The 25,386-nt window shown below is 68.2% G+C and carries 18 protein-coding genes; 11 read left to right on the top strand and 7 right to left on the bottom strand.

The features are described 5' to 3' along the window. Window positions 1-43 precede the first annotated feature (43 nt). On the bottom strand, window positions 44-4,018 hold the full coding sequence (gene eccCa, locus IDM40_RS19825) for a type VII secretion protein EccCa (RefSeq protein ID WP_407940024.1): 3,975 nt from the start codon (window positions 4,016-4,018) through the stop codon (window positions 44-46). 141 nt (window positions 4,019-4,159) lie between these two features. Continuing rightward, entirely contained in the window at window positions 4,160-5,635 is a 1,476-nt protein-coding gene (eccD, locus tag IDM40_RS19830) for a type VII secretion integral membrane protein EccD (protein WP_193123527.1), read from the bottom strand. A gap of 228 nt (window positions 5,636-5,863) precedes the next feature. Here eccD and IDM40_RS19835 point away from each other — a divergent pair, with 228 nt between their 5' ends. The 6 genes from IDM40_RS19835 (at window position 5,864) to IDM40_RS19860 (ending at window position 13,450) form a co-directional block, all read left to right on the top strand. Continuing rightward, complete coding sequence (locus IDM40_RS19835; RefSeq protein ID WP_193123528.1) at window positions 5,864-6,925, top strand: hypothetical protein; 1,062 nt, start codon at window positions 5,864-5,866, stop codon at window positions 6,923-6,925. Then, window positions 6,916-8,895 (top strand): serine/threonine protein kinase, encoded by a 1,980-nt coding sequence (locus IDM40_RS19840; protein ID WP_235997768.1) that lies wholly within the window; start codon window positions 6,916-6,918, stop codon window positions 8,893-8,895. The genes IDM40_RS19835 and IDM40_RS19840 overlap by 10 nt, the downstream gene beginning before the upstream one ends. Before the next feature lie 94 nt (window positions 8,896-8,989). After that, on the top strand, window positions 8,990-9,418 hold the full coding sequence (locus IDM40_RS19845; RefSeq protein WP_193123530.1) for a GerW family sporulation protein: 429 nt from the start codon (window positions 8,990-8,992) through the stop codon (window positions 9,416-9,418). Between the two features lie 156 nt (window positions 9,419-9,574). Next, entirely contained in the window at window positions 9,575-11,047 is a 1,473-nt protein-coding gene (locus IDM40_RS19850; protein WP_193123531.1) for a hypothetical protein, read from the top strand. 34 nt (window positions 11,048-11,081) lie between these two features. Further along, complete coding sequence (locus IDM40_RS19855; RefSeq protein WP_193123532.1) at window positions 11,082-12,359, top strand: hypothetical protein; 1,278 nt, start codon at window positions 11,082-11,084, stop codon at window positions 12,357-12,359. A gap of 161 nt (window positions 12,360-12,520) precedes the next feature. Beyond that, window positions 12,521-13,450, top strand: a complete 930-nt coding sequence (locus tag IDM40_RS19860) for an AEC family transporter (RefSeq protein WP_193123533.1) — start codon at window positions 12,521-12,523, stop codon at window positions 13,448-13,450. Between the two features lie 55 nt (window positions 13,451-13,505). On the opposite strand, the gene IDM40_RS19865 is transcribed toward IDM40_RS19860, so the two are convergent. The 5 genes from IDM40_RS19865 to IDM40_RS19885 form a co-directional block, all read right to left on the bottom strand. Next, window positions 13,506-15,155, bottom strand: coding sequence for an OmpA family protein (locus tag IDM40_RS19865; protein ID WP_193123534.1), 1,650 nt, complete (start codon window positions 15,153-15,155; stop codon window positions 13,506-13,508). 292 nt (window positions 15,156-15,447) lie between these two features. After that, on the bottom strand, window positions 15,448-16,905 hold the full coding sequence (locus IDM40_RS19870; RefSeq protein ID WP_193123535.1) for a dihydrolipoamide acetyltransferase family protein: 1,458 nt from the start codon (window positions 16,903-16,905) through the stop codon (window positions 15,448-15,450). 199 nt (window positions 16,906-17,104) lie between these two features. Continuing rightward, on the bottom strand, window positions 17,105-18,085 hold the full coding sequence (locus IDM40_RS19875) for an alpha-ketoacid dehydrogenase subunit beta (protein WP_193123536.1): 981 nt from the start codon (window positions 18,083-18,085) through the stop codon (window positions 17,105-17,107). Between the two features lie 3 nt (window positions 18,086-18,088). Next, on the bottom strand, window positions 18,089-19,204 hold the full coding sequence (gene pdhA / locus IDM40_RS19880) for a pyruvate dehydrogenase (acetyl-transferring) E1 component subunit alpha (protein ID WP_193123537.1): 1,116 nt from the start codon (window positions 19,202-19,204) through the stop codon (window positions 18,089-18,091). Between the two features lie 313 nt (window positions 19,205-19,517). Beyond that, entirely contained in the window at window positions 19,518-20,147 is a 630-nt protein-coding gene (locus tag IDM40_RS19885) for a sigma-70 family RNA polymerase sigma factor (protein WP_407940023.1), read from the bottom strand. Window positions 20,148-20,438: 291 nt separating this feature from the next. Here IDM40_RS19885 and purS point away from each other — a divergent pair, with 291 nt between their 5' ends. The 5 genes from purS (at window position 20,439) to purL (ending at window position 25,329) form a co-directional block, all read left to right on the top strand. Beyond that, complete coding sequence (purS, locus tag IDM40_RS19890) at window positions 20,439-20,684, top strand: phosphoribosylformylglycinamidine synthase subunit PurS (RefSeq protein WP_193123538.1); 246 nt, start codon at window positions 20,439-20,441, stop codon at window positions 20,682-20,684. A 216-nt stretch (window positions 20,685-20,900) separates the two neighbouring features. Next, a complete protein-coding gene (locus IDM40_RS19895) occupies window positions 20,901-21,374 on the top strand; it encodes an ATP-binding protein (RefSeq protein WP_193123539.1) in 474 nt (157 codons plus the stop codon). Window positions 21,375-21,667: 293 nt separating this feature from the next. Next, on the top strand, window positions 21,668-22,363 hold the full coding sequence (gene purQ, locus IDM40_RS19900; RefSeq protein ID WP_193123540.1) for a phosphoribosylformylglycinamidine synthase subunit PurQ: 696 nt from the start codon (window positions 21,668-21,670) through the stop codon (window positions 22,361-22,363). A gap of 43 nt (window positions 22,364-22,406) precedes the next feature. Then, a complete protein-coding gene (locus tag IDM40_RS19905; protein ID WP_328807076.1) occupies window positions 22,407-22,940 on the top strand; it encodes a hypothetical protein in 534 nt (177 codons plus the stop codon). Window positions 22,941-23,034: 94 nt separating this feature from the next. Further along, complete coding sequence (purL, locus tag IDM40_RS19910; RefSeq protein WP_193123542.1) at window positions 23,035-25,329, top strand: phosphoribosylformylglycinamidine synthase subunit PurL; 2,295 nt, start codon at window positions 23,035-23,037, stop codon at window positions 25,327-25,329. The last annotated feature ends 57 nt before the right edge of the window (window positions 25,330-25,386 follow it).

Consider the following 25,386-nt stretch of genomic DNA (forward strand, 5'->3'; position numbering starts at 1 on the left):
ACTAGTTTTTCCTTCATGGTCCTGAGCGATCCCCGGATATCGCTCAGGCCGGCGGTTCACTCCACGGGGCTTGGAGCTGTTCCGCCGGCGTTCCGCGTCGAACCAGAAGCGCACGCCCCGGTTGCAGTTGACGCGACGCGACGCCGTTGGCCAGGCGGCCTTCCCTACGGTCACCGGAGAACATGACAGCGGTACTCGCCATGTCGTTGAGGGTCTGAAGAGGGGGCTCGAACATCGCTCGCCCCGAACCACCTGTCCGCCGAGCGACGATCAGGTGGAAGCCCAAGTCTCTCCCCTGAGGAATCAAGGGCACCAGGGGCAGGAGGGGGTTGGCTTGTCGGCTCCCCAGCATGTCGAGGTCGTCGACGATCATGAAGATCTCGCGCCCCTGCCACCAGCTCCGCGCCCTGAGCTGCTTGGGCGTGACATCGGGTCCGGGGATCCGCTCCTTCAGCTGTTCAGCGAGCTGTGAAGCGATCGCCTTGGTGTGATCGGGCGTCGTGCAGTACGCGAGCGATCTTTCGTCCTGCAACAGTCCCAGGTGTGTCCTGCGGTAGTCGACCATAATCACGCCGACCTTCTTGGCCGGGCGTTTGGCCAGCTGTTTGATGAGCCCCCGCAACAGGGTCGATTTCCCTGTCTCCGGATCCCCGAAGACCACCAGGTGGGGGTCCTTCTCCGCACGGAGGAGCGCAGGAGCCAGCTCCTGTTCTCCGAGGCCCAGAACAAGATCCATGTTCTTCGAAGGCCTGCCCCCTCGGAGCACCTCCTCCAGTTTCACCTCATTCGGCAGAGTCCTCACCTCGGACACCGCACCCTCGGGCCACCGTTCCCGGATGCGCTCCACCAAGGCCTTGTGCCCGTCGGACAGGCTCTCGAGGCTCGCTGTGCCATCAAGCCGCGGGAGGGCCACTTGGCTCAGGCTGAGGTCTTCCATCAGAGCCCTGCCGGGAAGGTCCTTGGGCATGTCCCGGGCTGCGTGCCGATCGATTCCGGAGTTGTTGGGTTCGGTCAGTCGGAACTCCAACCTCGCCCCGAAGAGGGACTGGAGTTTGGACCGAACCTGGTTGCCGTGGGTCCCCGTGACGAGGGTGTGCACTCCGAGGGCCGAACCCCGGTTCAGGATGTCCAGGAGCTCGTCGTCGGTATCTCCGAGCAGTTCGCGCACCTGCGACCAGCCGTCGATCATCAGGAACACGTCGCCCGGCACGTTGTTCGGGATCTTGCCTTCCGCGCGAGCACGCCGCAGTGCCTCCGGGGACTCCAGTTTGTACCGTCGGAAAACGCGCTCCCGGCGGTCCAGCTGGGTGCGCACATCGGTCATGACCCGGCGCACCTTCTCGGGGTCGGCCCGTCCTGCGACACCCGCGACATGCGGCAGGTCCTCCATGACTGAGAGACCGCCACCACCGAAGTCGATGGCGTAGACGGCCACACGACCGGGCGGGTAACGCCAAGCCAGCGAGGCGATGAGCGTCCGGAGGAACAGAGACTTGCCTGACCGAGGACCGCCGAGCACGATCATGTTGCCGCCGGCACCCGTGAAGTCCAGCTCGGCCGTTTCCTGGGCTTGTTCCCTCGGCAGGTCCTTGATACCGACCTGGGCCTTCAGCTCTTCGGGCGGAGGTTCGACCACCTCGTCGTTCGCGCCGGTCTGAGAACCGTTCCAGTCCAGCACCGTGTCCAAGGGGAGGGCGGTCTCCAGAGGCGGAAGCCAGACCGGCCGCACCTGTTCAGCGCCCGACTCGACGATCCGGTCGACGGCGACCTGGAGCACGCTCTTGGCCTTGGGGTTCTGCCCCTTGCTTCCAGCCCGCGAGTCGAAGAACTCCTTGATGCGCTCGGTCAGGGCGGTCGGGTCGGCGTTGGCGACACCGTTGTAGGAGATGAGTGGCAGAACAGGGTCTTCCTGTTCGACGTTCTCGTCGGGTGGTGTGTAAGGGGAGGAGACCATGGCGGCCTTGAACCGCTCGAAGACGGAGGTGTCGACCTTCAGGTACCCGGAACCGGGTTCCGGGGGAAGGTGATACGCGTCCCCCACACCGATGGCCTCGCGGCTCTCCTGCTCGGAGAAGGTCCTCAGGCTGATCCGGAACGACAAGTGGCTCTCGAGGCCCTTGATCTTGCCCGATTCCAGCTTCTGGGTGGCCAGCATCAGGTGCACCCCGATGGACCGGCCGATCCGGCCGATGGCCAGGAAGAGTTCCGCGAAGTCCGGATGCGCGGTCAGGAGCTCTGAGAACTCGTCGATGATCACCAGCAGGTGCGGCAGGGGTTCGAGGTCCTCGCGACCGTCGGCGCGCAGCTCCTCGTAGGCATGCACGTTCGGCAGGTTCCCGGCTTCCTTCAGGACCTGCTGGCGGCGGCTGAGCTCGCCGTACATGGCTTCCCTGAACCGGGCCACCATGCTCTCGTCATCGGCCAGGTTGGTGATGATGCCGGCGCTGTGCGGGAGCCTGTCGGTGTCGGCGAAAGTCGCGCCGCCCTTGAAGTCCACCAACAGCATCGCCAGGCGCTCAGGCGGATGCGCGACGACCAGGGATGTCACCAGGGTCCGCAGCATCTCGGACTTACCGGAGCCGGTCGCGCCCACCACCAAGCCGTGGGGCCCCATCCCGCCGAAGGCCGATTCCTTGAGGTCGAGCAGTACGAGGTTGTTGGAGGGCCCTACACCGATCGGTACTCGGAGGAAGTCGCCGCTGTTCCGGGGCTTCCACGTACTCCGTACGTCCAGTTGGGCGACGTCGGGGACCCCGATGATCTCGGGCAGGTCCACACTGGCGTACAACGTGTCTGCGCTGTCAGCGGCCGAGAGCCGGTAGGGCGCGAGGATGCGTGCGAGCACGGTCATACGCGCCACGCTCAGCGAATCCGGACGCCCTTCGACCGGCGTGGCTTTCTCCCTCGACCTCGGGCTCCGCACGGGCTTGTCCGTGTCCTCCTGGACACGATCCTCCGAGACCGTCAACCGCATGTTGACCACCTCGGGTTCCTCACGCTGGTCCCCGACGAGCAGGATCACGTGGATACCGATCTGGGCCAGGCTCTCCACGGGGGGCTCGGCAGCGAGGCCGGCGAGGGTGGACTGGTACTCGCCGTCCACCACGACCACGATCCGCTGGGTCCCAGGCCCCGGGGCAGCACCGCGGCGACGCTGCATGTCGACGGTGCGCTTCTCGATCTCCGCCTCGAGCATGTCCTGCATCTGGACGGTGTTCTTGGTGACGAGCCGGGCAGGCAGGGGGCCGTCGGTCGGTTCGTCGTCGAACCCCTCGGTCGAGTTGTGGGGGAGCCATTTCGTCCAGTCCCACTCGTCGACCAGGCGTTCGTTCCGCACCACACCCACACAGACGTCCTCGGCTGCGGAGAATGTGGCGATCTGGGCCACCATCGACCTGGCCAGGTCCCGGGTCTGTGCACGGTCCCCGCTGATGGACAGGACCCCGATATCACGAAGCGGAACCACCAGAGGTTCCTCCGGGACCTGCGCGTACAGGTCGACCAGTTGTTGGGCCATCCCCTCACAGATGGGGTCGTAGACCACCAGCGGAGAGGACTTGTCGACCTTCAGGGTCAGCCGCCGCGCCAAGGGCCGGGTGCCTTCCCCGACACGTACGTGGAGGAAGTCCGGGTCGGAAGAACGGCGTTCCCACCGCCGGGCCGGGAGCCTGGCAGTGTCCGTGAGCAGGTGCGGGGCCGGGTACTTGAAGAGGTTTCCGGCGCGTTGGGTGGCGGCCACATCCCGGACCTTGTCGCGGAGCTGGTCCAGGTAGTCGATGTAGCGCTCGCGCTGGTCCCTGATCTGCCGCCGCGGCCCGTTGTGCTGGGAGACGAACATGATGATCCCGACCACCACGCTCGCGAGCATCACGATGGCGCCGACCGCGGCCATGAGCGGCCTGTGGCCGAGGGTGATGGACATCATCAGTGAGCCGGAGCCCGTGATGATCGGCATGATGATCATCGCCGATGACGCCCCGGAGGGCGGGTTGTCGGGCAACTGCGGCGGGGACGCGATGACCAGGGGATCCTCACCCGGGTCATCGGGGACCTGGCGTGCGGGCCGTTCCAGCAGCTTGACCGACACTTCGGTTACTCCTGTGCGTAGCTCATCGGGGGAAGCCCGTCCTCACAGCACGGGCCGGGGAAGGGCGGGACGTCAAGAGGTCATCTCGGAGACGAGGTCGAAGACCCCCGCGCCCCAAGCGGCGGAGGCGAAAGCTCCTACGACAACGACGATCTCGACCCAGTTGAGGACCCTGCTGAGAGACGCCTGTGCCACATCACCCAGCTTGATCCAGCTCAGTGAGGCGACCACTGCGCCGGCCAACAGGGCGAAGGCGGGCGCCCATGCCGTCAAAGAAGGGAACACCTGCGTCACTTCGATCAGGCACAGTGCGAGACCGAGTACGCCTCCCAGACGCAGAGCGAGGACGTGCCGGACACGGGCGAACAGTCGCGAGCGAAGGATGAGGAGCACCGAGATCGCCAGAGCGAGCAATCGGTCCGCCGGTCCTTCGGCGAACCACAGCAGGATCGGAACGGTCGCGGTTCCGGCGGCGGCAGCCCCGAGAACGACCCCAAGGAGCAGTCTGTCGCTCGTCTCCAGCGTCTCCTCGAAGCGTTCGGTAGGGACACCGCCGGTGTTCACCACGCGATAGTCCAGGGCGGAGAGACCACCCATCACCAGGGCCACGCGTGGCAGCCCTCCGACACACAGGACCATGGCGAGGGACAGCACCCGCGCTCCCTGTTGGATGTCGAGGAAAAAGGCCCCTGCCATGAGGACGCCGCCGGCCAAGCAGATGAAAGCAAGCGCCGTGAGGGTGGGGAGGCCGGCTTCGTCGAGGGTCCAAGCGACCGCTGCCGCGACCAGAGCCCCGACCAGACCGAACAGCACGAGGTTCTGCAGTTGGAAGGAACCGGTCACGAAGAACACGGTGAGTGCGCCTGCGACAGCTCCCCACAGGGCCGTACTTGCCGACAGTAGATGCGCAACGGTGTGCATGCTCCGCCGACGGGCCACCACCACCAATGGCAGCACCATGATCAGACCCACCGCTGCGATGGCCGTGTAGGCCACCGACGGTTCGAGCCAGCTCATGGTCATGAGGACCAGGAGAGGCAGCAACGAGGACAGCAACAGCCCGAACCCGAACGTGGTCGAGTGGGTCCAAAAACCTGACGAGTCGTCGACGCGGTCCTCGACCGCTCCTCTGACGTCATCGACGAAATGGGGTCTGGCGGCCGCCACCTCACGTTTGAGCGTCAGAACGTCCCCGTCGGCCACCCCTGCGGCGCTGAGGGAGCCCTCCAGGGGGAGCGCTTCCTCCTGTGCCGTGGTCAGCGACCAGCCGGCTGCCTCGTTGCCCTCCTTTTCTGGAACACAGGCCTCGAGAACCCGCGGCATGAGCGCGGCAACCGGGACCGTGTCAGGAAGTGCGAGGTCCGCCCAGCGTTCGGGGCCGGAAACCGTGACACGACTGTACCCACCCAATGAGGCTGCTTTCTTTCTGTCGGTACGGTCATTGACGATTCGGCCAGAGTCAGGTTGTCGGTAGTTGCGAACAACCTGTTGTGAACAACCATCTGACCTTGCAGCCAGTCGATGGTACAACCCAGTGATACCGTGCATGGTGGCCGCATCCGGACACTGACGGTCACCAAACCCACCGCCCGGTACCACCACACTGGGGAGTGCGGTTAGAACACGAGGTGAGCGACCGGAGTTTCCGTGAACGGTGGTTCACCGTGGGCGACTGCCATTCCCCCGGACCATGAGTTCCCTCGATGGGACCAAAGGCCTGATCGGCCCCATCCCGCTCTCAGGTCCGTGCACGTTGCATCAGTGGAAGGACGGACGATGTCCCCCGGAGCCCGAGCGCAGCTCCTCTGCCCTGTCCTCGCATGCCTGACGCTCACCGCGTGCTCCTCGACGTCGGGGGCCGGTTCGGGCAGCAGCAACGACGAGGACCAGGACGACTCGTCCTTCGAAGGGTTGGCTCTGGTCCATCGGGGCTATGAGGGAGGAGACCCCGAGGAGGACCAGTTCCTGGTCTTCCACGACCCCGAGACGGCGGAGGTCGAGCACACCGTGGAGCTGCCGGACGGCTCCGTGGACCCGCACTCCCCCGACCTGGCCGTTCACGGGCAGTTCTCCGAAGACTGGCAGCACTTCGCCTACGTGGCCACGGATTCCCCCGCCGTCAACCTGGCCACGCTGACCGAGGACGATGACGGCAACGAGTTCTACGAGCCGTCCACGAGCCTCCCGGCCGAGGGCGAGGGCCTGGCCGGGCAACCGGTCATCCACGATGACCGCGTCTGGTTCGCTTCGATGCCGCAGGACGGCGGAGAGGCCGAGACGCCCCAGGTCATGTCCGCCCCTCTGGGGGAAGAGGGCAGTCCGCGCGAGGAACAGGTACTCCCGGCGGGTGAGAACGGCCGCCCGAGCGATTGGACCCTGACCCCGGCAGGGACCCTTCACGTCCGTGAGCAGGTCCAGACCGAGCCGGCACCCATGGAGGGCGGGGAATCGCTCGTGGTGCGCCAGACGGGGGAGCACGTGATCAATGCCACGCTCACTGCGGAGAGTGAGCAGTGGCAGAACCTCGACACGGCCCCTGTCTGGGGTGGCGAGAGTGTCATCGTGCGCCCCGAGGGCGAAGATTCCGGTGGGGCGCGATTCATCGCTCCCTCCGACGGCGAGGGAGGACACACGAGCCACCCTCTCCTGCCGGAAGAAGAGGGTCACCTGGAACAATACGTTCCCGACGAAGACCGGGAATCAGTTCTCCTGCAGGCGGACTCGACCTGGTACCAGTCTGATGTGGAAGGGCAAGAACCGACGGAAGCCGTCGAATTGTTCACGTCTCCTCATGACAGTTCCATGAACGGATATCCGCTGGTGGTTCGATGGACCTAGATCATTCACCGAGCAATCGGACGAACGGCACCTGGGCGCCCGGATACCGAGTTATTCGTTCGTTGCACAGAAGTGACGCCACTCAAATCTTCGCTGCGGTTCGGGAGACGAGCGGTATCGACGCCGCTGTCAAGGTCATCGCCAAACCTGAACGTGCCCGTCGAGAGATCAGCACGCTCCGTACCCTCGCGGACGCCCCGGGCGTGGTCCCCCTGATGGATGCGGGGCGGACCACCATGGGTCACGAGTTCCTCGTCCTCCCCCTGTACCCGGACGGCTCACTCGGGCAGGTGCTCGGCCGCAACGGTCCGAGCTCCCTCCGGCAGACCGTTGCCGTCGGGCGGAGCGTGGGGGCGGCCCTTGCGAACCTGCACAGCAAGGGGCTGCTGCACAACGCTGTGGCCCCGGAGAACATCCTGGCCGGCAGCACCAGCCTGCTGACAGGGTTCTCGGCGGTGATCCGCGCCGGCGACGACGGGGTTCCGGTACGCAGCACCGAAAGCTTCCTGCACGCTCCACCTGAAGCGTTCCGGGGCGAGCGCCTCGTGCCGTCGTCGGACGTGTACCGCCTAGCTTCCACCCTGTGGACCATGCTGATGGGGCGAACACCCTTCTCCAGGGAGAACGGCGCCCCTCTGGACAACGCGGCCTACATGGAACGTGTTGCGTCCATGGACGCCCCACGCGTGGACCACCAGGACGTTTCACGAGTACTCTCACGAATCCTCACCCGGGCCATGGCCAAGGCCCCGGAGGACCGCTACCAGAACGCCGGGGAGTTCGCGCACGCGTTGGAGCGCGCTCGCACAGGGACGACGGGCACCGGTGGTTCGCCGGTTTCCTTGAGCACGCGTCCGTCCGAAGCTCCCCCATCACCGGTAGTGCCTCCTGCCCCTGTGCCCGAGCAGCAAGTGGAGCAGGGACCAGGCCCGGTTTCCCGACGTGAACAGCGGGAACGGTTCCCCGAGCCCGAGTCATCCGAGAAGACACCGGCTCGTGAAGCGCCGCCGGAGCCCAGGCCGGACCATGCCCCTGCCACGGTCAGGCACAACGAGACCGTCGGCTGGTCCGACGCGAGGCCGAACACAACGACGGATGATGGCCCCGAGCTGAGGGCCGACGACGCGGTCGAGGCCTCGGTAGCCACATCCTCATCTACTTCGACCATCGGTCCGGTCCCTGCGCAGTGGAAGGCGCTCGAAGGGTGGAGCGGTGACTCGGGTACACGACTGCCAGGTGGTGGGCCCGGACAGGCTGACGCTCGCCAGGATGACCCTGTCTGGAACGACCTCGACGAAGAGCCCCGGTGGCGCAAGCATCTGAACATCGCGGTCGCCGCGAGCGGGGTGCTGCTCTTCACCGGCGCGGTCGGAATCGTGATGGCCGCGCAGCCGGACATCGACGGGTCGGCGCTGGCCTCCGTGGCGGAACCGACCGAAGAAGAAGCGGCGGACCAGGAAAACACCGAAGACCCCGTGCCGGTCGAACCCTCACCCCCTCCGGCCATCGACGAACCGACCGAGGTCGTGCTCGACGACAACGGGAACTCGGTGACCCTCAACTGGTCGGACAACAGCGGTGGGACCGCTTCCTACTTCGTGCTGGGCGGACAGCAGGACCATGACCCGTCGACGCTGGCCCGTACCGGTCCCGGGGCTGTGACGACGCAGGTCAACACCGAGGTTCCGAACTCCGAATACTGCTTCACCGTGATCGCGGTCGACGGAACCGCCGCTCCCGCGGACGAGGTCTGCACGACCCGTGCGGCCGACCGCGCCGAGGCCGAGCGTCAGGCGGAGGAAGAGGCCGAAGAAGAGCGCGAGGAAGAAGAGGACGAGGACGCCGCTGACGGCGAGGAGGACGAGGACGACAGCTCCGGTTCGGGTGGCGGGGGCTCGGGCTCCGACGATTCCGGGTCCGGAGGCTCCGGCAGCGGCGGATCCGGTTCCTCGGGCGGATCGGGCGACTGACCGGTAACGGACACACCGGGCGCAGGGCCCTCCCGGCGGTCGGTTGCGGCTATAGCGTGACATCGGCCGACCGTGCTTCCCGAAAGGATCGCCCATGTCCGACCAGACCAGCCCCACGTTGTCCGTCCTCGGCCGCCTCGTCGACGGGGTCCGCGAGACCGCGCGGGCGTCGACGGTGTTCGGCGAACCGGTGTCCTCGGGTGGAACCACGGTGATCCCCGTGGCCCGGGTCGGGTTCTTCGGTTCCATGGGCGGCGGGGTGAGCCGCGCGATGATGCTCGGCGGCGACGGCGCGGGCGGGGTCGGCGTGACTCGGGCCCGGCCGTCGGGGTTCATCGTGCTGAACGGTGAGGGCGCGGAGTTCCGTGCGATCCGCCAGCCGGCGACCAGGCTCGCGCTGCCGCTGGCGGCGATCACGGCGGTGGCGGTCACGCGCATCGTGGCGGTGTCGGTGCGTGAGGCGCGGCGGCGCAAGAAGCTCGAGGTGCAGCGGGCCGAGGAAGAGGCCGTCTTCGAGGACTGAGCGCCCAGTTTCCGTCGATGGGCCGGTGCCGTGGGGCGCCGGTCCTTTGTTGCGCGCGCTCCGCGGTCCCGAGGGCCCGCCGACCCAGGCTGGTAGCGCGCGTGGTTGTATCGCCCTCGGCCCGGGGCATGCACGCCCGGGCCGCGTTCCCCCGCAGTGGTTGTGAAGGCAAAAATGAGTAGAAGACCGGTGCTCGTGCTCGGCTCCATGGGCGCGGCAGTTCTCGTCGTGACCGCGTTGATCGTGGTACTCCCCCTGGGCCGCGACCACACCGTGCACGACGACGACCCCACCATTGAACCCGTCCCCACCTCCGTGGACGAGGTCGCCTGGCAATGGGAACCCGACGAGGAAACCATCGTCGAGCGCGTCCACCCGGGCCCCGCCGGCCCCCTCGTCCTCACCGACACCGGGGCCATCGCACTATCCGGCTCCACCGGCGACGAGCTCTGGAACTACGCCCTCACCGAACGCGACGGCACACGCATCGAGACCGGCACCACCCCCGGAGGCGAACACACACTCATCGCCCAGGCCGAAGGCGAACCCGCCACCGAAGAGCACGGCAGCGCGAGCGGCGGGGCCACCGGCGGACCCTTCGAGACCGAGGTCGCCGTCATCGACTCCCGAACCGGAGAACTGCAGGACCGCTACACCTACACCGACGAAGACCCCCTATCCGACCTGCAGAACCTCGCCGGCGACACCTGGCTCGAACCCCACCAGGACGGACTCCGCGCACGCTCCATCAACGACGGCCAAACCGCCTGGACCTACAACCCGCCCGACAACTGCGAACTCACACACCACAGCGACAACCGCAGATTCGACGGCCCCGTCATCGGCACCACAGTCGACACCTACCTGCTCCCCCTCTCATGCCCCACCGATGAAATACGTGACGCTCTGGACCATGACCCGGACGAACTGCCCGAGAAGGCACCAGGCCAACTCACAGCCCTGGACACACGCACAGGTGAGCCTGCCTGGCCCGAATCCGTCGACCTCACCCTGACGCCTATACGAAACCAAAAAGATCGCCCCTACGTCGACACGAGATTCACGCTGTCTATCGACGGGAGGAAGGCTATAGCCTCAGCTCCGACTGGGGAATCAATCATCGACACCTCTACGGGTGAAATCATCACCACTCAACTTGAAGGGCAGAAACTTTTCTACTTCGGAACTGAGTACCTGTATTATTCTAGGTACTCTAGCCAAGATGATGATTCAGTTCCTGTGACAACAGTAGACCCCTCCACCGGAGAACAAGATGGGGAGGAAATCATCCTAGACCCCGGGAGTCATGACCTTCAGAGCCGACCGGAGCACGATTTTCTTGGTGACTTTTCCTATTCAGGGGGATTCTCTTACATACCCCTCGAGCAAGGGATTCTAGCGTTCGGGTGCCGCAGCACATGCGACTCTTCAGGAGACTCGAAAAACCTTTCTACCCTATTCTTCGGCGCAAACGAAGCCAGTCCGAATGCCGCGACTATCCCCCTTCCCGGCCTAAAATCTAGCCAAGGCCCGGGTGAACATTTCGTCCCCACGCCGGGCGCGATCGTCGCCGTGCAATACACCAGCGACAGCCCCTCCGGCATCGCCCCGCTCACTGGGCTCGCCTGAAACCGGCCGAAACGCTCCCCGTCTCGGAAACGACATGAACGCGTTGAAACGAATTCCCCGCACCCGGCTCGTCGCCACCGGCGCCGGCTTGATTGTGCTCGCCCTGTCGGCCGCGTGGTTCCTGTGGCCCGAACCCGGCCCGGACGACCACCGCACCAACCCCGACGCGCTCAGCATGGCCATCTCTCAGGCCGAACTCGACGAGATCGCCGAACTCCACACCCACATGGACGGCGAGCCCGTCACCGACGCCCTCGGTACCGCCCACGGTGCACTCCTGGTCCTGGACAACGGCGTCGTCGCGCTCAGCGGGGAGCAATGGGCCGATCAGCGGGACGGCCACTGGCCCGAACAATGGCGCTACCTCGACCACGATCCCGTCACGGACGTCGAAGTCCTTCCTGTTGACAATGCCAACGAGTCCATCGCCTTGACACAAGGCCAGATCGGTGAAGAAGACCACTCCGTCACCCTGTTGGACAGTCATACGGGCGAGATCGAGGGAGGCGCCCGGTTGGGTAACACCTTCAGCACCGGAGACGAGCTCCACTTGAACTCCGCCGCCGTACTGCAACAGTCCGGGCACATGCTCAGTTCCTACGCCCTAGGCCACATTGAAGAGCCGCTCGGCCGGAGCACCTGGGCCCTCTCCACCGACGAATTGTGCCCGGAACCGAGCGAGCCCAGCGGGTCAGCGGACATCACGCCTGCCCCGCGAAGTTTCATCATCTCGTTGCGCTGCAATGCCCCCGAGACCGGCAAAGAGTCGCAGGTGGTCTCCCACCAGGACAGCTGGTCGGCATCAGAAGGGACGAGCGGGGGAACCGACGAACTCTGGCGCATGGTTTGGGAGGACGTCGACCCTGACGCCGAACCCACACAGGTCGGCTTCATGAGTCCAGCGGTCGTCCCGGACAGCCCTGAGGACGTTGTCACCGAACTCATGAAGAGCGGGAACTCCGTCCCCTACGCTCTGGCGCACGCCCGGATGAACGCCGAGGCCGACTATCACCACCCACCACTGTTCCAAGGTCACAACACCCAAGAATACTTTTCTGAACCCCTGCTGAATCGAGATGAATATCCGGAAGTACTCATCGTCGGAGGAATCTCCGACCTCCATCCGCACATGTCCATGCAAGGCGCAAAATTGCTCTTGAGCGACCCGGATGTTGATTTTTCTCGCGCAGACTCCCCTTTTCTCCAGTGGGATTCTGGTGGAGCAGAGGCCGAGCCCCAGAGTTATCGAGCATATGAAACACCCGAACTCACCCTCGATCTCGAACCCCAAATCGAAGATGCCCTGTCCTGATCCCTCCCCAGCCTCAGCGTGAGCAGCGAGAGCTCAAGAGTCCCGCCCCCGGCCTTGCTCCCTGGTCCACCCCCCGTTGTGTGACCCGGGCCGTGTCGGCGCGGGCGCGTGTCGGATAGCGTGCTCCCGCTGTTGGCACGTGCAAACGACGGGGGCGGCTCTTGTCCGGGGTCATCGTGGGGTTCGGGGTCATCGCGAGCATCGTGGCGGTGGGGTACCTGATCGGGCGATGGCCGGTGCTGGGGCCGCACGCGCGGGAGGTGCTCGGCAGGCTCGCGTTCTACGTGGCGAGCCCGGCGCTGCTGTTCACCCTGTTGGCCGACACCGATCTGTCCCTGATGGTGTCGGGCCCGGTCGTGGTGAGCCTGCTGAGCGTGTTCGCGGTCGCGTCGGTGTTCCTGGTGGTGGGCCTGGTGCGGCGCTGGGGCGTGGGCCCCACGACGGCGGGCACGCTCGCGTCGAGTTACGTCAACGCCGGGAACCTGGGGTTGCCGGTGGCGGCGTACGTGTTGGGCGACGCGACGCTGGTGGCGCCGATCCTGTTGCTGCAGCTGCTGGTGCTGGCGCCGGTGGCGTTGACGGTGCTGGACCTGAACCGGGGCGAGGTGCGCGGCCTGGGGCCGGTGATACGGCGGTCGTTGGGCACGCCGGTGCGCAACCCGATCCTCATCGGGTCGCTGGCGGGTGTGGCGGTGTCGGCGTCGGGGTGGACCCCGCCGGGGCCGTTGATGGAGCCGTTCGAACTGGTCGGTGGGATGGCGGTCCCGTCGATGCTGTTGGCGTTCGGGATGTCGCTGAACGGGAGCCGGATGCCGGGGCGCGGTCCGGAGAAGGGCCCGATGTTCCTGGCCGTGGCGTTGAAGTCGCTGGTGCAGCCGGCGGTGGCGTGGGCGCTGGGTGCGTTGGTGTTCGGCCTCGAGGGCGCGGACCTGTTCTCGGTGGTGGTGCTGGCGGCGCTGCCGACGGCGCAGAACGTCTTCAACTACGCGACGATGTACCGCACGTCCGAGGTGATGGTGCGGGAGGTCGTGCTGGTGACGACGTTCCTGACGGTTCCGGTGCTGCTCGGGGTGACGTTGCTCCTGGGGTGAGCCCCCGCGCGTGCGTCGGGCCCGCCCCCGGGAGGACGGGCCCGAGTTTCCGTCTCTAGTTGTTGAAGGGCACACCCTCGATCTCGCCGAACGGGCCGGCGCGCAGGGTCATGTCGGTGACCTCGGCCGGCGGGGCGGAGAAGACGGCGATGAGCTGGTAGGTGTTGCCCGGCTGCATCTCGTGCACCTCGTCGGCGAACGGGCCCATGTCGTCCTCGCCGAACTGGAAGTAGGTGATGTACCGGGCCAGGTCGCTGTCGGGCTCCAGGAGCTGGAACCCGCCCAGGGTCCCGTCGGTGAAGTCCGCGGGCGCACCCGGGAGCACGCCGTCGTCGCCGGTCAGGTCGGGGGTGACGGGGTCGTCGCTGGTGTTGGTGAGGGACACGGTGCTGATGACGTAGCCGCCGTCGCGCACCAGCGGGTGGACCTCGAGCTCGATGTCCTCGTAGGTCTCGGTGGCCACGACCTCGGCGTCGGCCTCCTCGACGAAGTCGGCGGGCGGGAACACGTTGCGGTCGCTGGAGCCGAGCACGCCCTCGTCGCGTTCGGCGGACTGGCCGTCGATGTCGGCGGTGTCGACGGGGTACTCGAACTCGACGCGGCGGTTGCGGGCGCGCGCCTCCTCGTCGTCGGATCCGCCCTCCTCGGCGACGGGTTCGTCGGCGCCGCGTCCCTCGAGCTCGAAGTCGTGGTCGTCGCCGAGCTCCTCCTCGAGCACGTCGCGCACGGTCTCGGCGCGCTCCTCCGACAGGGTCTCGTTGTAGTCGTCGGTGCCCTTGCCGTCGGTGTGGCCGATGACGGTGATCTCGCGCTGTTCGGGGTCGATGTTGTTGGCGACGGAGGAGGCGGCCTCGCGCACGATCTCCTCGGCCTCGTCGGTGAGCTCGGCCTCGTCGAACTCGAACATCACATCGGCCTTGAGGGCGACGGTCTCCTTGTCGCCGTCGCGGGTGGTCGAGGTGGTCTCGGAGTCGACGAAGCTCTCCAGGCCGCCGGTGAACTCCACCTGCTCGCCGTCGGGGCGGCGGTTGTCGAACTCGAGCACGTCGCCCGCCTCTGGGACGGGGTCGCCGGGGCTACCGGTCATCTCGGCGCCGTTGGGGTCCTCGGGGTCGGGCTGTTCCTCGTCGACGTCCTGGACGGGGATACCGGTCATGGCGCCGAGGCCGCTGCCGACGTAGGTCAGTTCGGTGACGTCGTCGGCGAAGCGCGGGAAGTAGAGGCGCTGCACGTTGGTCGCGTCGGTCTCGACGGGGAACATGTCGTCGGTGCGCGGGGGCACGGAACCGTAGGGCACGTCGCTGCCGTCGAGCAGCGGGCCGGCGGTCGCGCCGCTGACGGGGTCGACGAGGATCGGCGGCAGCCCGAGGGTGGTGTTGTTCCCGGTCAGGGGCGCGCGGATCGTCGTCTCGTAGTGCAGCACCATGTGCTCTTCGGTGCGTTCCAGGCCGGTGATGGAGAAGGTGGTCGGCACGTCCTGGCCGGTGTCGAGGAAGATCGGGCCCTCGCGGGTGTAGGGGAAGTCGGCCTCGACCTCCTCCTCGCGGGGTTCCTCGACGGTCTCGGCGGCGTTCTCGGCGTCGGGGCGCTCCCGGTCCCCGGTGAGGTCACGGACCACGCCGCAGCTGGTCAGCGCCGTGGCCGCGGCAAGGACAGCGGCGGCCACCACCAGGGGGCGGGCGGTTCGGGGGTCTTCGGGGGACATGTGGGGCCTTCCTCGCGATCGTCCTGATGCGCGGTAGGACTCCGCTGCCGGGGGTTCGGTTCCGGTCGCCCCCGTTCCGGTCGGGGTTCGGTCCGGTTCCGGCCACCGCGAGGCGCGCGGATCCCGGGCAGGTGCGGCGGTTCAGGTGTGGTCGGCCCGCCAGAGGGCAGAATCCCGTCAAGGGCCTGTCCCCCTCCCCCTTTGGGGGACGGGCCCGCCTCGCGGGAAGGGCCCGGACGCCACCGGTCGGTGGTGTCCGGGCCCTCACTCGTTCCGGGTTCCCTGCGCCGGGTCAGCCCCAGGCCAGAGCGGTCAGCTCCGGGTCCTCCAGGGCGGTGCCGATGTCGCGCAGCACCTTCGAGCCGAGTTCGCCGTCGACGAGCCGGTGGTCGAAGGAGAGCGCCAGGGTGGTCACCTTGCGCACGGCCAGTTCGCCCTCGTGCACCCACGGCATGTCGCGGATCTGCCCGAACGCGAGGATCGCCGCCTCGCCGGGGTTGATGATCGGGGTCCCGGCGTCGACCCCGAACACCCCGACGTTGGTGATGGTGATGGTGCCGCCGGACAGGTCGGCCGGGCTGGTCTTGCCTTCCCGCGCCGTCTCGGTGAGCCCCTTGAGGGACGCGGCGAGCTCGGGCAGGGGCTGGTCCTGTGCCTCCTTGATGTTGGGCACGACCAGGCCGCGGTCGGTGGCGGCCGCGATGCCCAGGTTCACGTAGTCCTTGATCACGATCTCCTGGTTGGCCTCGTCCCAGGAGGAGTTGATCTCGGGGTGCCGGCGCACCGCCATGAGCAGGGCCTTGGCCACCAGCAGCATCGGCGAGACCTTGACGTCGGCGAAGTCGGGGCGCTCGCGCAGCCGTTTGACCGCGTTCATCGTCCCGGTGATGTCGATCTGCAGGAACTCGGTGACGTGCGGTGCGGTGAAGGCGCTGTTGACCATGGCCGCGGCGGTGTGCTTGCGCACGCCCTTGACGGGGATGCGGCGCTCGCGGGCGCTGCGGTCCCCTGCGGCCGGCGCGGCCTGGGGAGCCTGTGCGGCGGGTGCTGCGGTCTCCGGTGCGGCCGCTGCGGGGGCGGGCTCGACCGCCGCACGCACGTCCTCGCGGGTGACGACGCCGCCGTTCCCCGTGGGGGTGACCGACGCCAGGTCCACACCGAGGTCCTTGGCGAGCTTGCGCACCGGGGGTTTGGCCAGCGGGCGCCCCTGGGCGGGGATCCCGTTGCTCCCGTTCTGCGCCGCGGCACCAGCAGGCGCGGCGGCCTGTGCGGGCTCCTGCGCAGGCGCGGGCGCGGGAGCGGCAGCAGGCGCGGAGGGGGCCGGACGGCGGCGGGCGCGGCGCTGGGTGCTCGCCGCCTTCTCCCCGTAGCCGACCAGCGGTTTCTCCCGCTCCTCACCGTCGTCGGCGGGGGCCGGGGCCTCGGCGGGCGTGGCCGTACCGCCGTCCTGCGCCTCTTCACCGGATTCGCCGGAGCCGGTGCCGTCGTCGACGGTGATGATGACCGAGCCGACCTCGACGGTCTCGCCCTCCTGGGCCCTGAGCTCCTTGACGGTGCCCGCGTAGGGGCTGGGCAGCTCCACGACCGCCTTGGCCGTCTCGATCTCGCAGATCATCTGGTTGACGGTGATCTCGTCGCCGGGTTTCACGTACCAGGTGAGCAGTTCGGCCTCGACCAGGCCCTCGCCGACGTCGGGCAGTTTGAACGCGTGCACGCCGTCGACGGCGGGGTCGCTCTTCTGAATCGCCATGTTCTCTTTCTTCCCCTGTTCCTGGAGTCGCGGTGGCGGGCCTGTTCGGTGGACGCCTTCCGTCGCGAGCGGCGTATCCAGTGGTGCTCTCACAAGGCCGAAGAAGGAGTCGGCCGGGTGTGCCGTTGACTGATGAGAACGCTGTGAGAGTGCCGCTGGGGCGTCGCGCAGCAGGAAATCGGTGTCCGCCGAGCAGGCCCTAGTACGCGAACGCCCGGTCCACACCGTCCAGAACGCGGTCAAGATCCGGAAGGTAGTGCTCCTCCAGACGCGACTGCGGATACGGGGTGTCGAACGCGGCGACGCGGATGACGGGCGATTCCAGGTGGTAGAAGCACTCCTCGGTGACACGTGCGGCGAGCTCCGCTCCCGGGCCGCCGGTGAGGGTGGCCTCGTGGGTGACGACCAGGCGGCCGGTGCGCTTCACCGACTCCACGACCGTCGGGTAGTCGACGGGCGAGAGCGAACGCAGGTCGATGACCTCCAGCGACCGTTCGGTGTCGGCCTCGGCTGCCTGCAGGGCGGTCTTGACCATGGGCCCGTAGGCGAGCAGGGTCGCGTCGGTGCCCGGGCGGGCGATGCGGGCCGCACCCATCGGGGTGGCGTCCTCGTAGGCGACGTCGAGGTCGACCTCGGCCTTCTCGTAGTACCGCCGCTTGGGTTCGAAGAAGATGACCGGGTCCTCGCAGCGGATCGCCTGCTGGATGCCCCAGTAGGCGTCCTCCGGGGTGGCCACCGTCATGACCCGCAGGCCGGCGGTGTGCGTGAAGTAGGCCTCCGGGGACTCGCTGTGGTGCTCCACGGCGCCGATCCCGCCGCCGTAGGGGATGCGGATGACGACGGGCATGCTGAGCTTGCCGGCCGAGCGGCGGCGCATCTTCGCGAGCTGGGTGAAGGTCTGGTTCGTCGCGGGGAAGAAGAACCCGTCGAACTGGATCTCCACGACCGGGCGGTAGCCGCGCATGGCCATGCCGATGGCGGTGCCGACGATGCCGGACTCCGCCAGCGGGGTGTCGATGACACGGTCGGCGCCGAAGTCCTTGTACAGGCCGTCGGTGACACGGAAGACCCCGCCGAGCCGGCCGACGTCCTCGCCCATGACCAGGACCTTCGGGTCGTGTTCCATGGCGGCTCGCAGGCCGGCGTTGATGCCCTTGCCGATGGTGAGTTTGTTGCTCATGGCCTAGCGGCCCCCTTCCGTACTGGCGTCCTCGAAGGAGGCCAGGTACTCCGCGAACTCGGACCGCTGCTGATCGATGTGGACGTTGGGTTCGGCGTAGACCTCGTCGAAGATCTCGAGCGGCTCGGGGTCGGGCAGCGCGCGGCACTGGGTGCGCACCTGCTCACCGATCTGCTCGGCCTCCTCGTCCACGGAGGCGAAGAACGCGTCGTCGGCCAGCCCGGCCGTCTCGAGGTGGCGGCGGACCCGCAGGATCGGGTCCTTGGCCTTCCACTCGTCGAGCTCGGCGGAGGCGCGGTAGCGGGTGGGGTCGTCGTTGGTGGTGTGGGCGCCCATCCGGTAGGTGTAGGCCTCCACCAGGGTGGGGCCGTTGCCCTCACGGGCGTTGGCGAGCGCGGCGCGGGTCACGGCCAGGCAGGCCAGGACGTCGTTGCCGTCCACGCGTACGCCGGGGAACCCGTAGCCGGCGGCACGGCGGTAGATCGGGATGCGGGACTGCCGTTCCAGGGGCTCGGAGATCGCCCACTGGTTGTTCTGGCAGAAGAAGACGACGGGCGCGTTGTTGACGGAGGCGAAGTTGAAGGCCTCGTTGGTGTCGCCCTGGCTGGTGGCCCCGTCGCCGAAGTAGGTGATGACGGCGCTGCCGTCCTCGCCGACGGCGCCGTCGCGTTGGAGGCCCATGGCGTAGCCGGTGGCGTGCAGGGCCTGGCTGCCGATGACGATGGTGTAGAGGTGCAGTCCGTGTTCGTGGGGGTCCCACCCGCCGTTGGTGACACCGCGGAACATGCCGAGCAGTTCCTTGGGTTCGATGCCGCGGCACCAGGCGACACCGTGTTCGCGGTAGGACGGGAACGCCATGTCGCGTTCGGTGAGAGCGCGGCCGGAGCCGATCTGGGCGGCCTCCTGGCCGAGCAGTGAGGCCCACAGGCCCAGTTCGCCCTGGCGTTGGAGTGAGACCGCCTCGCTGTCGACGCGGCGGACCAGGACCAGGTCCCGGTAGAGCGCGCGGATCTCCTCCGCGCTGATCTCCAGGGGGTAGTCGGGGTGGCCCGTGAGCTCACCTTCGGGTGTCAGGAGCTGGATGAGCTCCGGTTCTTCGTGCGCGGTGGTGTCCGACACGTCGCTCCTCGGGTTCTCGGGGCCGAATTCGCGCGGGTGACGCCGATCGGCCGGATCACGGTCCGCTCACCCGGGGTGTGGGCACAGCGGACAGCCCTCCCCATATCGTGACAGAACTCACTACGGAGAGCGCAAGACCCGGACGTCACCTTTTCCGTCCGGTCACCATGATCCAAGAACCTTCGAGGGGCTCGTTAGCAGGGCTTCCTAGCATGTACAAGGTCTTCCGACAACTTTGTGGTCGCTTGTCGGAGACACGACGGCCACGGAGCGCTCCCATCACGCTCGGTGGCGGATCACCGTCGGGGGCGCGTCACTGCGCGGGGACGCGCATACCGCGCTCGCGCCCGTAGTCGGCGAGCATCTCGCGCAGCTGGCGGCGGGCCCGGTGCAGTCGCGACATCACGGTGCCCAGCGGGGTGTCCATCCGCTCGGCGACCTCCTTGTAGGCGTAACCCTCGATGTCGACGAGGTAGATGACCTCCTGGAAGTCCAGCGGCAACCGGGCCAGGGCCTGCTTGATGTCGCTGTCGGGCAGGTGGTCCAGCACCTCGGTCTCGGCCGAGCGCATCCCCTTCGAGGTGTGCGCCTCCGCGGCGGCCAGTTGCCAGTCCTTGATCTCGTCGGTGGTCTCCTGGCGCGGCTCGCGCTGCTTCTTGCGGTAGCCGTTGATGAAGGTGTTGGTGAGGATGCGGTACAGCCACGCGCGCAGGTTCGTACCGGCGCGGAACTGGTGGAAATTGGCGAAGGCCTTGGCGAACGTCTCCTGGACGAGGTCTTCTGCGTCGGCCGGGTTGCGGGTCATCCGCAGGGCCGTGGGGTAGAGCTGGTCGGCGAACGGTGTGACCGCGGTGGCGAAGTCGAGCGTCTGTTCCTGCTGCTCGGCGCGCCCGTCGCGGGCCTCACCGGTCTTGGGAGTCTGGTCCAATTCGATAGTCGTCAAGATTCCCCCTCAGGACGACCGCGGACGATCTCTTCCACCCTGTTAGACGCCACCCGACGCCTCCAATGATGACACCAATGACCGTGAGACGGGTCACTGGGCCCTAGAAGTCACCTCCATCGGAGGTAAATGCCCGGCGCGCCGCCTGGCCACAGCCTGGTCAGAGCCCCCTCTCGGGTGCCCGTCGCCGGACCCCCGTGCCGTACGCTGGCGTCGCCCCCTTCCGAGGTCCCCGTGATGCCCGGCGGATCTCAGGGGCACACCCGTCGACTTTTTTCCTGTGGAGGACCCATGGCCCGCGTCGTTGTGGACGTCATGCTCAAGCCGGAGATCCTGGACCCCCAGGGGCAGGCCATCGCAGCGGCCGGCTCCCGGCTCGGGTTCGAGGGCCTCAAGGAGGTCCGCCAGGGCAAGCGTTTCGAGGTCGAGATCGACGGTGAGCTCGACGACGCCGCCGTCGCCGAGGTGCGCCGCATGGCCGAGACCCTGCTCGCCAACACCGTCATCGAGGAGTTCGAGGTCCGCCCCGCCTCCTGATATGCGCCGGCACTGCGCACCGGACGGACCCACCGCCCCCGCGGGCCGGTCCGAAACCCTCCCGAACCGGGACCGGAGCGTCACGAGTGCCGGGTGTGTCCGACACCGGACGGCCGTGCCCTGCAGGGCACGGCCGTTCGTTTTACTCACCAGGGGTCGGGAACGTCTCCATACGTGTCGAGCACCTGACCGACCAGGAGCACGAGAGGTGGACTTATGGACGCCGGTTTCTCGATCACGCTCCCCCGACAGGCGTACACCGTGGCCGTTGTACGCGACATCCTCGACACCCTCCTCAGCCGCGGCGGCCTGTGCCGCGAATGCGTCGACGACATCCTCCTGGCGGTGTCCGAGGCCGGCGCCAACGCCGTCGAACACGGCGGCCCCGCCCCCGACTACACCGTGGAGGCCGAGCTGGGGCCCAGATGGTGCGAGGTCCGGATCTCCCACACAGGGCGGGCGCCGGACGAGGCCCATCTGGCCGAACGTTTCGCCAACGACCCCGTGCCCCTCCCGAGTCCGGAAGCAGAATCGGGGAGGGGCATCGTTCTGATGCGCTACCTCATGGACGAGGTCGCCTTCCAGGACGAGCCGCGCACGATGGTCGCTCTGCGCAAACGGCGCACCGCGTGTGACCGGCCCCTGGACTCCCCGCCGCCCGAGCGCTCCACCCGTTACGCGCTCCTCTGACGCCCGGGCGGCCGCCGTCCCCACCGGTCGGCGGGCATCTGTGGTGCACACCACGGTGGCCGCCGAGCGCTCGTCGAGAAGCACACCCCGGCGCCCCTTCCGGGCCCCGGCCTTGGGATGATCACACAGGCCAGGGTGCTCCCGGAGGGGACTTCGTCGTACCCGAGCACAGGCGAACGGGTACGCTGCAACCGAAGGCACCGTCCGCCGCGTGACGGGGGCGGGGAGGCCCCACGGGGAGCCTCCCGAGCCGGACCGATCTCCTCGCCGAACGACTTTTCCGGAGTGTGCACATGACAGCCCGCGTGGGCGTCGTCACCTTCCCAGGCTCCCTCGACGACAAGGACGCGGCGCGTGCCGTCGCGCTGGCGGGGGCCGACCCCGTCCCGCTGTGGCACGGCGACGCCGACCTCAAGGGCGTGGACGCGGTCGTCCTGCCCGGCGGTTTCTCCTACGGCGACTACCTGCGCTGCGGCGCCATCGCCCGATTCGCCCCGCTGATGGGCGAGCTCGTGCCCGCCGCACGGTCGGGCGCGCTGCCGGTGCTGGGCATCTGCAACGGGTTCCAGATCCTGGCCGAGAGCCACCTGCTGCCCGGAGCGCTGACCCGCAACGCCTCCCTGCGGTTCGTCAACCGCGACCAGGTACTGCGTGTGGAGAACACCCGCACCGCCTGGACCAACGGTTACACCGAGGGCCAGGAGATCCTCGTGGTGCTCAAGAGCGGCGAGGGGTGCTACGTCGCCGACGAGGAGACCCTCGACCGCCTGGAGGCCGAGGGGCGGGTCCTGGCCCGTTACGTCGGCGAGGACCCGAACGGTTCCTACCGCGGTATCGCCGGTGTCACCAACGAGCACGGGAACGTCGTGGGGCTCATGCCGCACCCCGAGCACGCCGTCGAGGCGCTGACCGGCCCCTCCACCGACGGGCTCGGGTTCTTCGCCTCGATCCTCACCCACCTGGGCTCCCGCACACCCGCGCCGGCCTAGCCCGGCGCGCACACGAACGATCTGGGGGACGATCCTTCCAATGATGGCGCTGCTGCGCTCCCGAAGAACGATGTTCATCCTCGCCGCGGTGGTCATCGTCGGACTCGTGGTCTCCGGGGGGATCGGACTCGTGCAGTCGATGTCCACCGTCGCGCAGACCGAGCAGGACCCCGGCCAGGGGCAAGGCGGTCAGGGCGGCGGCGAGGGCGGCCCCGACCCGTTGGAGGCCCCGGAGGCCGGCGTGCTCGGCCAGGCGCCGAGCGGGTTGGAGTACTCCTCCGAGGACGACGACGTCGAGTGCACCCCGGCCGAGTGCATCCGGCTCGTGTCGGTCATGACCACCGACGAGGACGCCGACGTCAGCTCCGACGAGGCGGTCGAGGCGGTCTACGACGGCCTGCTGGAGCAGAACTGGGGCCAGCTCCTGCCCGAGGGCGCCGAGGAGCCGGACGACGTCCCCCTGAGCGAGACGATCATGACCGACGGCGAGGTCATGGTCGCCGACGCCACCGAGCACGACTCCGAGGGCGCCGTCGCCGTCCTGATGGTCGGCAACGCGAACCCGCCCGCCAACTGATCCGCGCGTCACCCCGGGCCGGGGCGCCCTTCCCGCCCGCGGCCGGGGGCGGCACGGCCCGCTCCACAACCGCACACCCCGAACGGAACGACGCATGTCTGAAGTACCCGGTCTCGACACCGTCTCCGCGGCTCTCGGCCACCCGGACACGCCGCAGCCCTACGCCGAGCTCGGCATGGCCGACGACGAGTACGCGCGGGTCCGCGAGATCCTGGGCCGCCGCCCCACCGCGGCCGAGCTGGCCATCTACTCGGTGATGTGGAGCGAGCACTGCTCCTACAAGTCCTCGAAGGTGCACCTGCGCCAGTTCGGGGAGAAGGCGCCGGAGAGCGACGCCCTGCTCGTGGGCATGGGCGAGAACGCCGGCGTGGTCGACGTGGGCGACGGGCGTGCGGTGACCTTCAAGATCGAGTCGCACAACCACCCCTCGTACGTGGAACCGCACCAGGGCGCGGCCACCGGTGTGGGCGGCATCGTGCGCGACATCCTGACGATGGGCGCGCGGCCGGTCGCGGTCATGGACGCGCTGCGGTTCGGGCCCGCCGACGCCGACGACACCAAGCGGGTGCTGCCCGGCGTCGTCTCGGGGATCTCCTTCTACGGCAACTGCCTGGGGCTGCCCAACATCGGCGGTGAGTTGGGCTTCGACCCCGGCTACCTCGACAACCCGCTGGTCAACGCCCTGTGCGTGGGTGTCATGCGGCACGAGGACATCAAGCTCGCCGAGGCGCCCGGCCCCGGCAACAAGGTCGTGCTGTTCGGCGCCACGACCGGACCGGACGGGATCGGCGGCGCTTCGGTGCTGGCCAGCGCCACCTTCGACGACGAGTCGCACACCAAGCGGCCCAGCGTGCAGGTCGGCGACCCGTTCATGGAGAAGCTGCTCATCGAGTGCAGCCTGGAGCTGTTCGGCAAGGACCTCGTCGTCGGGATCCAGGACCTGGGCGCCGCGGGTGTCTCGTGCGCGACCACGGAGCTCGCCGCGGGCGGCACCGGCGGCATGAACATCCAGCTGGACCGCGTCCCGCTGCGCGACCACCGGCTCACCCCCGAGGAGATCCTCATGAGTGAGTCGCAGGAGCGCATGATGGCGATCGTGGAGCCGGGGAAGATGGACGCGTTCCTGGCCGTGTGCGAGAAGTGGAACATCCTCGCCGCGGAGATCGGCGAGGTCACCGACGTGTCCGAGGAGGAGGCCGAGCGCGGCGGCCGCCTGGTGATGACCTGGAACGGGGAGACGGTCGTGGACATGCCTCCGCGGACCGCCTCCGACGAGGGCCCGGTCTACCAGCGCCCCTACGCGCGGCCGGAATCGCAGGACACCCTCCAGGCCGACGACGCCGCCAAGCTCCCGCGCCCGGAGAACGACGCCGAGCTGCGCGAGCAGGTGCTGCGTGTGCTGGGCGCACCGGGTGTGGGCGACCCGGCGTGGGTCACCCAGCAGTACGACAGTTACGTGCGCGGGGACACGGTGGTGTCGGCGCCGCACGACTCCGGGATGATCCGGGTCTCCGACGACTCCTACCGGGGTGTGGCGCTGGCGACCGACGGCAACGGTCGGCACACGCGCCTGGACCCGTACGCGGGAACGCAGCTGGCGTACGCGGAGGCGTTCCGGAACGTGGCGGTGACCGGTGCGCGGCCGCTGGCGGTGACCAACTGCCTGAACTTCGGCTCGCCCGAGGACCCGGGTGTCATGTGGCAGTTCGCCGAGTCCACACGTGGGCTCGCCGACGCGTGCCGGACACTGGGCACCCCGGTGACCGGCGGCAACGTCAGCTTCTACAACCAGACCGGTGAGAAGCCGATCAACCCGAGCCCGGTCGTGGGTGTGCTGGGTGTGGTCGACGATGTGCGCAAGCGGCTGCGGTCCGGGTTCGAGACCGACAACGCGACGGTGCTGCTGCTGGGTACGACCCGGCCGGAGTTCTCCGGTTCGGCGTGGGCCGATACCGTGCACGGCCACCTGGGCGGGCTGCCGCCGCACGTGGACCTGGCCGCGGAGGCCGCGCTGGCCGAGGTCCTGGCCGAGGCCGCCGAGCAGGGTCTGGCGGAGTCGGCGCACGACCTGTCGGACGGCGGCCTGGCGGTCGCGCTGGCCGAGTCGGCGCTGCGCGGCGGCAAGGGCGCGCGGGTGGACCTGGACGGGGACGCGTTCACGGCGCTGTTCAGCGAGTCCGGGGCGCGTGCGCTGGTGGAGACCACCGCCGAGAACGCCGCGGCGGTGCGTGAGTTGGCCGAGCGGCACGGGGTCCCGGTGACGGAGCTCGGCACGGTCGGCGGCGACACCCTGGCGGTGTCCCACGCCGAAGGCGCGGTCGAGGTCGCCCTGACCGACCTGCGTGCCTCCTACGAGTCGGCGCTGCCCGCGCTCATGGACGGCGTGTAACCCCCGTTCGACCTCTGCGAGAGGGGCGTCCCGAACTGTCGGGGCGCCCCTTCGTCG

Origin of the sequence: Nocardiopsis coralli, assembly GCF_014892575.1 — a bacterium.
In the GTDB taxonomy this organism is placed as follows: domain Bacteria; phylum Actinomycetota; class Actinomycetes; order Streptosporangiales; family Streptosporangiaceae; genus Nocardiopsis; species Nocardiopsis coralli.